General features: G+C 55.5%; 11 protein-coding genes. 1 reads left to right on the plus strand and 10 read right to left on the minus strand.

The window, feature by feature from the left end:
• Nucleotides 1-27: 27 nt before the first annotated feature.
• Both RHM59_RS06590 and RHM59_RS06595 read right to left on the minus strand, forming a co-directional pair.
• Nucleotides 28-471, minus strand: coding sequence for a PaaI family thioesterase (locus RHM59_RS06590; protein ID WP_322286241.1), 444 nt, complete (start codon nucleotides 469-471; stop codon nucleotides 28-30).
• Entirely contained in the window at nucleotides 468-944 is a 477-nt protein-coding gene (locus RHM59_RS06595) for a PaaI family thioesterase (protein WP_322169260.1), read from the minus strand. Before RHM59_RS06595 ends, RHM59_RS06590 begins: the two co-directional genes overlap by 4 nt.
• Before the next feature lie 151 nt (nucleotides 945-1,095).
• Here RHM59_RS06595 and RHM59_RS06600 point away from each other — a divergent pair, with 151 nt between their 5' ends.
• Nucleotides 1,096-1,353: a hypothetical protein gene (locus RHM59_RS06600; protein WP_322169257.1), complete on the plus strand. Its 258-nt coding sequence runs from the start codon at nucleotides 1,096-1,098 to the stop codon at nucleotides 1,351-1,353.
• Between the two features lie 50 nt (nucleotides 1,354-1,403).
• Here the strand turns inward: RHM59_RS06600 and brnQ are convergent, their stop codons facing one another.
• The 8 genes from brnQ to sdhA form a co-directional block, all read right to left on the minus strand.
• Nucleotides 1,404-2,717 (minus strand): branched-chain amino acid transport system II carrier protein, encoded by a 1,314-nt coding sequence (gene brnQ, locus RHM59_RS06605; protein WP_322169253.1) that lies wholly within the window; start codon nucleotides 2,715-2,717, stop codon nucleotides 1,404-1,406.
• Nucleotides 2,718-2,994: 277 nt separating this feature from the next.
• Entirely contained in the window at nucleotides 2,995-3,876 is an 882-nt protein-coding gene (sucD, locus tag RHM59_RS06610; RefSeq protein WP_322169250.1) for a succinate--CoA ligase subunit alpha, read from the minus strand.
• Nucleotides 3,876-5,042, minus strand: a complete 1,167-nt coding sequence (sucC, locus tag RHM59_RS06615; RefSeq protein WP_297837759.1) for an ADP-forming succinate--CoA ligase subunit beta — start codon at nucleotides 5,040-5,042, stop codon at nucleotides 3,876-3,878. Before sucC ends, sucD begins: the two co-directional genes overlap by 1 nt.
• Before the next feature lie 212 nt (nucleotides 5,043-5,254).
• Nucleotides 5,255-6,691 (minus strand): dihydrolipoyl dehydrogenase, encoded by a 1,437-nt coding sequence (gene lpdA, locus RHM59_RS06620; RefSeq protein ID WP_322286242.1) that lies wholly within the window; start codon nucleotides 6,689-6,691, stop codon nucleotides 5,255-5,257.
• Between the two features lie 169 nt (nucleotides 6,692-6,860).
• Nucleotides 6,861-8,078 carry a 2-oxoglutarate dehydrogenase complex dihydrolipoyllysine-residue succinyltransferase gene (odhB, locus tag RHM59_RS06625; RefSeq protein WP_322286243.1) on the minus strand — a complete coding sequence of 406 codons (1,218 nt, stop codon included), beginning with the start codon at nucleotides 8,076-8,078 and terminating at the stop codon, nucleotides 6,861-6,863.
• 42 nt (nucleotides 8,079-8,120) lie between these two features.
• A complete protein-coding gene (locus RHM59_RS06630) occupies nucleotides 8,121-10,952 on the minus strand; it encodes a 2-oxoglutarate dehydrogenase E1 component (protein WP_322169242.1) in 2,832 nt (943 codons plus the stop codon).
• 261 nt (nucleotides 10,953-11,213) lie between these two features.
• Nucleotides 11,214-11,918 (minus strand): succinate dehydrogenase iron-sulfur subunit, encoded by a 705-nt coding sequence (locus RHM59_RS06635; RefSeq protein ID WP_322169239.1) that lies wholly within the window; start codon nucleotides 11,916-11,918, stop codon nucleotides 11,214-11,216.
• An 11-nt stretch (nucleotides 11,919-11,929) separates the two neighbouring features.
• A complete protein-coding gene (gene sdhA / locus RHM59_RS06640; RefSeq protein ID WP_322169236.1) occupies nucleotides 11,930-13,702 on the minus strand; it encodes a succinate dehydrogenase flavoprotein subunit in 1,773 nt (590 codons plus the stop codon).
• Between the last annotated feature and the right edge of the window lie 2 nt (nucleotides 13,703-13,704).

Here is a 13,704-nt window from a genome sequence, read left to right on the forward strand (position 1 = left end):
AGATTTCAAGGGCTTGAGTTGTGTGATCTACGATTCTTCGATTTTGAAATGCGCCCGCGCAGTGGCAATCGGTTCGGTGGAAAGGGTTTGCCAGGCGGTAACAGCAACGTTTGCCACCCGTCGACCCTGACGCCAGACCTGACACTGCGCGTAGGTATCGCGAACGTGTCCGGCACGCAGGTAGTCCACCGAAAAATCGATGATTTTCGGCACAGCTCCCGAGTCAGTAGCGATCAGCAAGTGCATGGCCGCTGCCAGCTCCATGAACCCGGCGATTACACCCCCATGAATGGCCGGCAGCAAAGGATTGCCAATGTTGTCGCTGTTGGCCGGCAGACGAAAAATCAAGGCGCCGTCCTGCCGGGTGCATTCGATGCCGATCAGACGGGCATAAGGAATCAGTTCGAATAACGCTTCATAGCTGTTTTGTTGATGCGCCTGACGGACCTGTGCCTTGAAGTCGATGGTCATAGCGCTGAGCCCCGTATCGGTCCGCTCAGGCGGCTGTCGCCTTTGATGCCTTTACCCATGCGCATGAACGTCCCGACCACATGAGCAATGGGTTGCTGTGGGTCATCTTGATAGGCAAACCCACGGGTAAAAATGACATCGCTGGTGACCCGATAACATTGAGCAAATCCATAAACGTCTTTATTGGGTTCGGCCGAATGCATGTAATCGATACGCAGGTCGAGGGTTGGGCAGACCTCAAACTCAGGCAATACGCACAGGATGGCTATTCCACAGGTGCTGTCCATCAACGAGGTTAACGCACCGCCATGGATGACCCCGGTTTCAGGGTTTCCGACAATACTCAAGCTGTAAGGAAGGATCAGGGTCATACCATCGGCGTTCGCGCTGTGAACGCGCAGCCCCAGCACCTGACAATGCCTGAGCACCGAAACGAAACGCACTGCGCTATCGAAAATCGCATTTTCGCTCATCCGTTGATCTCTTGTTTTAGTGGACCCAGCATAGCCGCAGCGCAAAGCGGTTGACACGGCAACCTATAGATTTCTATAGGAAATGTTGAACTTAATTTACCGAGCCACGCTCGAAAGACCGGTAGATATGTTCAATAAGGAGAAAAACCCCATGCGTAAATCTTTAGCTTTTGCCCTCATGCTCACTGCCACCGTCGCTTTGGCCGCTTGCGATAAATCCAGCGAGAACAAACAGCAAGAAGCCAACAAAGCAGCTCAGGAATCCCAGGATTCGATGAGCAAGGCCCAAGACAAGGTCAATGACGCCGCCAAAGAAAGTCAACAGGCCGCTCAGAAAAATGCCGAAGCCGCTCAAGAGCGGACTAAAGAAGCTAACTCTCAGGCGCCGGCGCCTACCACCACCAAATAAACTGAGCCGCTCTCAGGATCATGAAGCCCGCCACCAGCGGGCTTTATTCGTTAGGCCAGCGCTTCGCGGCGCTTACCCAGCAGGCGGTCGCAGACGAATGCACCGATCAACGTAATCACCGTTGGCACCAGCCATGCCAGGCCCTGCTCACTCAACGGCAAATGCGCCAGTTGGCTCGGTAATCCGTCCGCTAGCCCGGCGACTTTAAGGGCATCGATAATGCCAAACAGCAGAGACACCAGCATCACCGGCGCGACAATCAAACGCTGTGAATACCAGAAGTCTTTGCAGAAGCTCAGGGCCACCAGCACGATGCACGGCGGGTAGATCGCGGTCAGCACCGGGACTGAGAAGTGTATTAATTTAGTCAGGCCCAGGTTCGATATCAACAACGAAAAAACCGCCAGCATCAGCACCAGGGTTTTATAAGATAACGGCAGTACTGCGCTGAAATATTCGGCGCACGCGCAGGTCAGACCGACGGCGGTGACCAAGCACGCTAATGAAATCAGTACCGCAAGGAAACCGCTGCCCAACGAACCAAAGGTGTGCTGCACATAGGCGTGCAGCACCACCGCGCCGTTGCCCGCCCCCGCAGCAATCGCGTGACTGCCCGAGCCTAGGCGAAACAAACTGACGTAGACCAGCGCCAGCCCCACCCCGGCAATCAGACCGGCAATAATGGCGTAGCGAGTGATCAACTGCGGTGAAGTGACCCCGCGCGAACGAATGGCATTGACGATGACAATGCCGAATACCAACGCGCCCAGGGTGTCCATGGTCAGGTAGCCGTTGATAAAACCTTGAGAAAAAGGCGCCGCCACGTAGGCCGGCTCCGCGACACCGACGTCCCCTGCCGGCAAAGCAAACGCCGCGATGCCCAACACGGCCAGCGCAAAGATCTTCATCGGCGCAAGAAACCGGCCAACCGTGTCAAGCAGTCGACCCGGATACAGCGAAACCCAAAATACCACGATGAAGTACACCAAGCTGTACAGGAACAACGCCAACGGACCGTCCCCGGTCAGTGGCGCAAGGCCGACTTCGAACGACACACTGGCTGTCCGTGGCGTGGCGAACAGTGGGCCTACCGCCAAGTAGCAGACTGCGGCGAGAATCCCGCCCGCAACTTTGCCGATTGGACTGCTCAACGCATCCATCGCGCCGCCTACTTTAGCCAGCGCAACTACGGTAATAACCGGAAGGCCCACCGCCGTAATCAGAAAACCCAGCGCCGCCAGCCAAACGTGTGGTCCGGCCTGAAGTCCGACGATGGGTGGGAAGATGATATTGCCAGCCCCAACAAACAGAGCAAAGGTCATAAAACCGAGTGCCAGGATGTCCTGACCTTTCAACACTTTCATTACGGGGAATACCACATTGCTGGATCGGGGCGATACAAAGCGGCGACTAGCCTAACGAATTAGCGTGTCCGTCGCACCATTAAGGGGCAAATAGTCCCATTTACGACAGCAAGCGTCGCATACGGATAACATTAATAGCGTGGCCAACGAATTACGCGAATTTCGATACGGTGCTCAAACCCGTAGATCTGCGTCACCCACAATTATCAAAACCTAAAACGCACAAAGGCCACCCGAAGGTGGCCTTTGCTGGTTGTTGCGTCAGTTCAGCAGAAGCTTACTTGACAGCCCAACCGGTCAGCTCAGCCAAAGCCTTGCCGATGTCTGCCAGAGAACGCACGGTTTTAACGCCAGCGTCTTCCAGTGCAGCGAATTTCTCGTCTGCAGTACCTTTGCCGCCGGAGATGATTGCGCCAGCATGGCCCATGCGCTTGCCCGCAGGGGCAGTCACACCAGCGATGTAGGAAACAACCGGCTTGGTCACGTGTGCCTTGATGTAGGCAGCCGCTTCTTCTTCAGCCGAACCGCCAATTTCACCGATCATGACGATCGCTTCAGTCTTCGGGTCTTCCTGGAACAGTTTCAGGATGTCGATGAAGTTCGAGCCTGGGATCGGGTCACCGCCGATGCCAACACAGGTCGACTGGCCGAAACCGGCGTCAGTCGTCTGCTTCACAGCTTCGTAGGTCAGAGTGCCAGAACGCGACACGATACCGACTTTACCTGGCAAGTGAATGTGACCTGGCATGATGCCGATCTTGCATTCACCCGGAGTGATCACGCCTGGGCAGTTAGGCCCAATCAGAATCACGCCCAGTTCGTCGCACTTGACCTTGGCATCCAGCATGTCCAGGGTAGGAATGCCTTCGGTGATGCACACGATCAGCTTGATGCCACCGAACGCCGCTTCAAGGATGGAATCCTTGCAAAAAGGAGCTGGAACGTAGATCACGCTGGCGGTTGCGCCAGTTTGTGCCACAGCGTCTTTCACGGTGTTGAACACTGGCAGACCCAGGTGCTCAGTGCCGCCTTTGCCCGGAGTGACACCACCGACCATCTTGGTGCCGTACTCAATGGCTTGCTGGGTGTGGAAACTACCTTGCGAACCGGTAATACCCTGGCAGATAACTTTTGTGTCTTTATTGATCAGGACGCTCATTATTTGCCCTCCGCAGCTTTGACAACTTGTTGAGCAGCGTCGGTCAAGCTGGTAGCAGCGATGATGTTCAAGCCGCTTTCTGCCAGTACTTTAGCGCCCAGTTCAGCGTTGTTACCTTCAAGGCGCACAACAACCGGGATTTTCACGCCAACTTCTTTCACTGCACCGATGATGCCTTCGGCAATCATGTCGCAGCGAACGATGCCGCCGAAGATGTTAACCAATACTGCCGCGACGTTAGTGTCTGACAGAATGATTTTGAACGCTTCAGTAACGCGTTCTTTGGTAGCACCACCGCCCACGTCGAGGAAGTTCGCTGGTTTGCCGCCATGCAGATTGACGATGTCCATGGTACCCATGGCCAAGCCAGCACCGTTGACCATGCAACCGATGTTGCCTTCCAGCGCTACGTAGTTCAGTTCGAACTTGGCAGCGTGCGCTTCACGCGGATCGTCTTGCGACGGATCGTGGAAAGTTTTCAGCTTAGGCTGACGGTACATCGCGTTAGCGTCGATGTTCAGTTTGGCATCAAGGCAGTGCAGATCGCCGTCAGCTTTGATGACCAATGGATTCACTTCCAGCAAAGCCAGGTCGTGATCCTTGAACAGTTTCGCCAGGCCAACGAAAATTTTCGCGAACTGAGTAACTTGCTTACCTTCCAGACCCAACTGGAAAGCCAACTCGCGACCTTGGAATGGCTGAGCGCCAACCAGTGGATCGATCGTGGCTTTGAGGATCTTCTCTGGTGTGTCGTGAGCGATTTTCTCGATGTCCACGCCACCTTCGGTGGAAGCCATGAACACGATACGACGGCTCGAACGATCCACTACAGCGCCAAGGTACAGCTCTTTAGCGATGTCGGTGCAGGACTCGACCAGGATTTTGGTGACTGGCTGACCATTTGCATCGGTCTGGTAAGTCACAAGACGCTTGCCCAACCACTGTTGAGCGAATGCTGCTGCGTCTTCTTTGCTGCGAACCAGCTTAACGCCGCCCGCTTTACCGCGACCGCCAGCGTGAACCTGTGCTTTGACGACCCATTCGGTACCGCCAATTTTGTCGCAAGCTTCTGCTGCAGCTTCCGGGGTGTCTACAGCGTAGCCTTTGGATACTGGCAGGCCGTATTCAGCGAACAGCTGCTTACCCTGATACTCGTGGAGATTCATGCTTATTACCGTCTTCGTTAGTACTGCGCATTCGGTGCCGCACTTATAAAAGTGGCGCACCACCTGTGACTGACTCCAGGTGACCTCAGGAATGTGCCGAACATGAGTTCTGAACGTTCCTGAATTCGCCTTATGAGGTCTGGTCCAGCGGACATTCCGCGGTGAGTCTTGCTCGCAAGACCCACGACGGGCAGTCCGCCGTGGTTTCCTTTTTAACGTTTTTTCTTATTCTGGATGTGGATGGCGTGGCCATTCACAGCCAATGCGGCTTCGTGTAGAGCTTCGGACAGGGTCGGGTGAGAGAAAACCATCATCCCGATATCTTCGGCACTGGTGCCGAATTCCATACCGATTGCGCCTTGCTGTACCAGCTCGGCAGCGCCTGGACCAATAACGTGAACGCCCAAAACGCGGTCAGTCTTGGCGTCAGCGATAACTTTGACGAAACCACCGGTGTCGTTGGCAGCCATGGCACGGCCACTGGCAGCGAACGGGAAGACGCCGACATTAACTTCAACGCCTTCAGCCTTCAAGGTCTGTTCGGTTTTACCCACCCATGCAATTTCAGGGTGAGTGTAGATAACCGATGGAATCAGGTCGTAGTTCATCTGGGTTTTGTGACCCTTGATGCGCTCGACGACCATGATGCCCTCTTCCGAGGCTTTGTGCGCCAGCATCAGACCACGAACCACGTCACCAATGGCGTAAACGCCTGGAACGCTGGTTTCGCACTGATCGTTGACGAAGATGAAACCACGTTCGTCAAGGTTCACGCCACTGTCGGAAGCCAGCAATTCGGTGGTCACCGGACGACGGCCCACGGAAACGATCAAACGGTCAAACGTGATGGTTTGCTCGCCGGTCGAATCAGTGTAGGTCACAACGACTTCTTCGCCGTTGACCTTCGAGCCGGTCACGCGAGCACCGAGTTTGATGTCCAGACCTTGCTTGGTGAAGGTCTTCAACGCTTCTTTGGAGACAGCTTCATCAGCGGCTGGAATGAATTTTTCCAGTGCTTCCAGAACCGTAACCTGTGCGCCAAGACGTGCCCAGACCGAACCCAATTCCAGGCCAATCACACCAGCGCCAATCACGCCAAGACGTTTTGGAATTTGCTGGAATTCAAGAGCGCCCGTCGAATCGACGATCACGTTGTTATCAACCGGAGCCGGCGGAATGTCGATCGGACGTGAGCCAGAAGCCAGAATCACGTGGTCCGCTTCGATCACTTCAACCGTGCCATCAGGCTTGGTCAATTCAACTTTCTTGCCGGCCAGCAACTTGCCGTGACCTTGCAGGGAAGTCACGCCATTGGCTTTGAACAGGCTGGCTACGCCGCCGGTCAGGCCTTTGACGATGGTAGCTTTGCGGCCGATCATTGCAGCCACATCCATGGTGACTTCAGACGTCGAAATACCGTGGATTTTGAAGCCGTTTTTAGCTTCGTAGAACTTCCAGGAGCTGTCCAGCAGCGCCTTGGATGGAATGCAACCAACGTTCAGGCACGTGCCGCCGAGGGCCAGCTTGCCCTCTTTGTCCTGATACTTTTCGATGCAAGCCGTCTTAAGACCAAGTTGCGCAGCCTTGATAGCAGCAACATAGCCACCAGGGCCCGCGCCAATCACTACTACGTCAAATTTCTGGGACATAAAAAAGAGTTCCTCTTTAGCTGCAAGCTTTCAAGCTACACGCCGCAAGCTGGTCTGCGATAAATTACAGACGAGCTTGCGACCTGTTCATTTAGGTGTCCGCGCTACAAGCCACAACGCAGGCTGCTTTTACTTGCAGCTTGACGCTAGAAACTTATAGCGATTCCCGTTAGATATCCAGCAGCAGGCGAGCGGGATCTTCCAGCAAGTCTTTGATGGTCACCAGGAAGGTCACTGCTTCTTTGCCGTCGATCAAACGGTGATCGTACGAGAGTGCCAAGTACATCATTGGCAAGATCACGACTTCGCCTTTGACCGCCATTGGACGTTCCTGGATTTTGTGCATGCCCAGGATAGCCGCTTGTGGCGGGTTAACGATTGGCGTGGACAACAGCGAACCGAAGGTACCACCGTTGGAGATGGTGAAGGAACCGCCGGTCATGTCATCCATGGTCAGCTTGCCGTCTTTGGCTTTTTTGCCGAAAGCAGCAATGCCGCCTTCGATTTCAGCCAGGCTCATCAGCTCAGCGTTACGCAGAACCGGAACCACCAAACCGCGATCACTCGACACGGCAACGCCGACGTCTGAATAGCCGTGGTAGACGATGTCGGTGCCGTCGATGGAAGCATTGACCGCCGGGTAGCGTTTCAGCGCTTCGGTGGCCGCTTTCACGAAGAACGACATGAAGCCCAGGCGTACGCCGTTGTGGGACTTCTCAAACAGGTCCTTGTACTTCGAACGCAGCTCCATGATCGGCTTCATGTTGACTTCGTTGAACGTGGTCAGCATCGCCATGTTCGACTGAGCTTCAACCAGACGCTCGGCAACCTTGGCACGCAGGCGGGTCATCGGAACACGTTTTTCAACGCGATCACCGGCGGCAAAAACAGGCGCGGCCGCAGCCGCTTTAACCGGTGCAGGAGCAGCGGCAGGCGCGGATTTCTTCGCGTCTACAGCAGCAACAACGTCTTCCTTGGTAACGCGACCGTCTTTACCGGTGCCTTTAACGCTGGCCAGATTGATGCCATTTTCTTCAGCCAGCTTGCGCGCGGCAGGTGCAGCAATTGCATCTTCATCGCCAGCGGTAGGCGCTGCTGCAGGAGCAGAAGCGGCCTGAGCCGGTGCAGCAGCGGCAGCAACAGTGGCGCCAACCGCTTCAAGCGTGCCCAGCAATTCATCGGAGAGAACGGTGTCGCCTTCGTTTTTAACGATGGAGCCCATCACGCCGTCAGCGGTAGCCAGAACTTCAAGCACCACCTTGTCGGTTTCGATGTCGACGATCAGATCGTCACGCTTGACGGCATCCCCAGGCTTTTTGTGCCAGGTAGCAACGGTACCGTCGGCAACCGATTCCGGGAAAGTGGGGGCTTTGATTTCGATAGCCATTATCTGTGGTTCCTTAAATTCGGTTTCTGATGCACGAAGGCGTTAAACGGTGAATGCATCTTTCAGCAGTTTTGCCTGCTGTTCGGCATGCATCGAGGCATAACCACAAGCCGGAGCCGCAGACGCGTCACGACCAGCGTACTCAAGGACCAATGCCTTGTTGTGACCGCTGATGATGCGACGCATGTGATGCTGACTCCCGTACCAGGCGCCCTGGTTCATCGGTTCTTCCTGACACCAGACGATGTGCTTGAGGTTTTTGTACGGGCCCAGGACTTCGATCAAGTCGTCTTCCGGGAACGGGTACAGCTGCTCAAGACGCACGATGGCGATGTCATCACGACCTTCGGCACGGCGTTTTTCCAAGAGGTCGTAGTAGACCTTGCCGCTACACAGTACGACGCGACCGACTTTGGCCGGGTCTTGTGCATCCACTTCTGGAATCACGGTCTGGAACGAGCCTTCGGCCAGATCTTCCAGAGTCGAAACGGCCAGTTTGTGGCGCAGCAGCGACTTCGGTGTCAACACGATCAGCGGCTTGCGCAGCGGACGGATAACTTGACGACGCAACAGGTGATAGATCTGAGCCGGTGTGGTCGGTACGCAAACCTGAATGTTGTGCTCGGCACACAATTGCAGGTAACGCTCCAAACGCGCAGACGAGTGCTCTGGACCCTGACCTTCATAACCGTGAGGCAGCAACATGGTCAGACCGCACAGACGGCCCCACTTGTGCTCGCCGCTGGTGATGAACTGGTCGATAACCACTTGGGCACCGTTGGCGAAATCGCCAAACTGAGCTTCCCAGATAACCAGCGCGTTAGGCTCGGTGGTCGAGTAACCGTACTCAAACGCCAGTACCGCTTCTTCCGACAGCAGGGAGTCGTACAGGTCGAAACGCGGCTGACCTTTGTACAGATTCTGCAATGGAATGTAGGTAGCGCCATCTTTCTGGTTGTGCAGGGCTGCGTGGCGGTGCGAGAACGTGCCGCGACCGACGTCTTGGCCAGTAATGCGAACCGGGTGACCTTCGAATGCCAGGGTCGCGTACGCCATGGTTTCAGCGTAACCCCAGTTGATCGGCAGGCCACCGACTTGCATCTTCTGACGGTCTTCGTAGATCTTCGACACCTGACGCTGAACCACGAAGCCTTCTGGCAGCTCCATCATTTTTGCGGACAGTTCTTGCAAGGTCTTCAAGTCGAAACGGGTGTCGTGACGAGCAGTCCAGGCATGACCCAGATAAGGGCGCCAATCGACGAACAACTCTTTGTTCGGCTCTTTGACCAGGCTTTTCACTACGTGCAAACCGGCGTCCAGCGCATCGCGATAGTCGTCGATTTTTGCTTGTACACGGGCGTCATCGATCACACCGGCCTTGGTCAGGCGTTCGGCGTACAGCTCACGCGTAGTGCGCTGCTTGGCGATTTGCTGGTACATCAACGGCTGAGTACCGCTCGGCTCATCCGCTTCGTTGTGTCCACGGCGACGGTAGCAAACCAGATCGATCACGATGTCACGCTTGAACTGCATGCGGTAATCGATGGCCAACTGGGTTACAAACACGACGGCTTCAGGGTCATCACCATTTACATGGAGAATCGGCGCCTGAATCATCTTGGCAACGTCGGTCGCGTACTCGGTGGAGCGAGCGTCTTCCGGGTTGCTGATGGTGAAACCAACCTGGTTGTTGATGACGATGTGGATCGTGCCGCCTGTCTTGAAGCCGCGAGTCTGCGACATCTGGAAGGTTTCCAGGACCACGCCTTGACCTGCAAACGCAGCGTCACCGTGGATGGAAATAGGCAGAACCTTGTCACCAGTCGGATCGTTACGACGATCCTGACGCGCACGTACCGACCCTTCTACCACCGGAGAAACGATCTCCAGGTGAGACGGGTTGAACGCCATCGCAAGGTGAACTTCGCCGCCGGCGGTCATCACGTTGGACGAGAAGCCCTGGTGATATTTAACGTCACCGGAACCCAGCTCGACCTTCTTCTTGCCTTCGAACTCGTCGAACAAGTCGCGCGGGTTTTTGCCGAAGGTGTTGACCAAGACGTTCAACCGACCACGGTGGGCCATGCCGATCACGATTTCCTTGGTGCCGTAAGAACCCGAACGCTGGATCAGCTCATCGAGCATTGGAATCAGGCTTTCACCGCCTTCCAGACCGAAACGCTTGGTACCTGGGTACTTGGTGCCCAGGTATTTTTCCAGACCTTCAGCTGCCGTCACACGCTCGAGCAGGTGGCTTTGGATGTCAGCGGAAAACGCTGGACGTCCGCGCACGCTCTCGAGGCGTTGCATGAACCAGTTACGCTGCACGGAATCGACGATATGCGTAAATTCAGAACCGATGGTGCGGCAATATGTCTGCTGCAACGCATCAAGAATTTCGCGTAGGCTCGCCTCCTCTTTGCCGATGTACAAATCACCGGCGCGGAAAGTGGTGTCAAGATCAGCGTTGGTCAAACCGTAATGATTGATCGACAGGTCAGCCGGCGCTGGACGTTGCCACAAACCCAATGGATCGAGCTGGGCGCCTTGATGGCCCCGCATCCGATACGCCTGGATAAGCCGCAACACTTCAACCTGCTTCTTCTCGTGCTCGCTGCTCACGCTGCCGGCAGATACCGGTTGGGCGCGGCGCTGGTTTTTAGCCAGCAACACGAAATGATCGCGAATCGTCGAATGCGATACATCGGTGGCAGTGTTGCCGTCAGCGGGCAACTTCTGAAAGTAGGTGCGCCATTCTTCTGGCACAGCGTTAGGGTCGTGCAGGTAGAGCTCGTAGAGCTCTTCCACATAGGCAGCGTTACCACCGGAAAGGTGGGCACTGTTCCACATGCGCTGCATCACGCTTTCTTGCATGCTTGGTCACCCTCGGTAAGGGGACACCACCGGCGAAGACACCACAGCCAGCCTGAAAAAGCCCATGTATCGCGACTAAAACAAGCCACCGAGGTCCACGCAGATAGTCCGGGTACCAGCCCGGATGCCCCTGCTGGTCTCATTTCTTCAAAATAAGAGCCGTAGCTTCATGAGCTACTGCTCAGGTTAAAACTACGGCGCCGGTTGAAGCCTGCGCCGCAGCTAGTACGGGTAAATCAATTACAGGTGCAACGTTACAAATTAAACGCCGCTTTGGAGCAGCATGCTGCGAATGTGACCGATAGCCTTGGTTGGGTTCAGGCCCTTCGGACACACGTTCACGCAGTTCATGATCCCGCGGCAGCGGAATACGCTGAATGGATCATCCAGCGAAGCCAGACGTTCCTGGGTATGAGTGTCACGGCTGTCAGCCAGGAAACGATAAGCTTGCAGCAGTGCCGCTGGACCGAGGAACTTGTCTGGGTTCCACCAGAAAGACGGGCAGGAAGTCGAGCAGCAAGCGCACAGGATGCACTCGTACAGACCATCAATCTTTTCACGTTCTTCTGGAGTCTGCAGGCGCTCGATGGCCGGAGCCGGCGTATCGTTCAGCAGGTATGGCTTCACCTTCTCGTATTGCTTATAGAAGATGCTCATATCGACGACCAGGTCACGAATAACCGGCAAACCAGGCAATGGACGTACCACTAGCTTGTTGCCCTTGACCACGGCAGACAGTGGCGTGATGCACGCCAAGCCGTTTTTGCCGTTGATATTCATACCGTCGGAACCACAGACGCCTTCACGGCAAGAGCGACGATAAGAGAAACCTTCATCCTGCTCTTTGACCAGCGCCAGCACATCCAGAACCATCAGGTCTTTACCGTTGGTATTGACCTGAAATTCCTGCATGAACGGCGCCGCGTCTTGATCAGGGTTGTAGCGATAAACACTGACTTGCAACATATCGGCCACCCTTAATAAGTACGGATCATGGGTTCGAAAGTCGGAACAGTCTTCGGCGAGAAGTTCACGGCACGTTTGGTTACACGCTTGTCACCCGGGAAATACAGGGAGTGGCATAGCCAATTCACATCATCGCGATCTTCGAAGTCTTCACGGGCGTGAGCGCCGCGGGACTCTTTACGAACTTCTGCGGCGATTGCCGTGGCTTCCGCCACTTCCAGCAGGTTTTGCAATTCCAGAGCTTCGATTCGAGCGGTGTTGAAAGCCTGGCTCTTGTCGTTGATCTTGACGTTGGCGATGCGCGTACGCAGATCCGCCAATTGGGTAATACCTTTCTGCATGTATTCGCCGGTACGGAACACACCGAAGTAGTTCTGCATGCAGCTTTGCAGCTCTTTGCGCAGCGAAGCGACATCTTCACCGGTGGTACGTTCGTTCAAGCCAGCAAGGCGCTCGAGGGCGAAGTCGATGTCAGTTTCAGAAGCGCGACGGTAGTCAACGCCTTCACGCAGGCTTTGTTCCAGGTGGATACCGGCAGCACGACCAAAGACCACCAGATCGAGCAACGAGTTGCCGCCCAGACGGTTGGCGCCGTGAACCGATACGCAGGCCACTTCGCCAACCGCGAACAGACCCGGAATGATCTGATCCACGCCTTCGGCATTCTGGGTGATCGCCTGACCATGAATGTTGGTCGGAACGCCGCCCATCATATAGTGGCAAGTTGGAACCACTGGAATCGGAGCCACTGCAGGATCGACGTGAGCGAAGGTCTTGGACAGTTCCATGATCCCGGGCAGACGGCTGTGCAGTACTTCTTCGCCCAAGTGATCTAGCTTGAGCATCACGTGGTCGCCATCTGGACCACAACCGTTGCCGGCAATGATCTCTTTAACCATGGAGCGTGCTACCACGTCACGACCAGCAAGGTCTTTCGCGTTCGGAGCATAACGCTCCATGAAACGCTCACCGTGCTTGTTGATCAGGTAACCGCCTTCACCACGGCAGCCTTCAGTGACCAGTACACCTGCGCCGGCGATGCCGGTCGGGTGGAACTGCCACATTTCAATGTCTTGCACCGGCACGCCTGCACGCAGCGCCATGCCAATACCGTCACCGGTATTGATCAGGGCGTTGGTCGTCGAGGAATAGATACGGCCCGCACCGCCAGTGGCCAATACAGTCGCGTTTGCACGGATGTATGAGGTTTCACCGGTTTCGATGCAAATGGCGATGATGCCGACAAAAGCGCCATCCTGGTTCTTCACCAGATCAACACCATAGTATTCGTTAAGGAATACGGTACCGGCCTTCAGGTTGGCCTGGTACAAGGTGTGCAACAGCGCGTGACCGGTACGGTCGGCTGCTGCGCAAGTACGCGCAGCCTGCCCGCCCTTGCCGAAGTCTTTCGATTGACCGCCGAAGGGGCGCTGATAGATGCGGCCCTGTTCGGTACGGGAGAACGGAAGACCCATGTGTTCGAGTTCGAAAACGGCTTCTGGGCCTACGGAACACATGTATTCGATAGCGTCTTGGTCACCGATATAATCGGAGCCTTTGACGGTATCGTACATGTGCCAGCGCCAATCATCGTTTGGATCTGCGGAGGCGATGGCGCACGTGATGCCACCCTGAGCAGAGACGGTGTGGGAGCGAGTCGGGAAGACCTTGGTCACTACAGCGGTCTTGTGACCACCTTGAGCCAACTGCAACGCAGCGCGCATGCCGGCACCGCCACCACCAATAATGATGGCGTCGAAAGAAAGCGTATTTATGTTAGCCATGA

The sequence above is a fragment of the Pseudomonas sp. MH10 genome, from assembly GCF_034353045.1.
In the GTDB taxonomy this organism is placed as follows: Bacteria; Pseudomonadota; Gammaproteobacteria; order Pseudomonadales; family Pseudomonadaceae; genus Aquipseudomonas.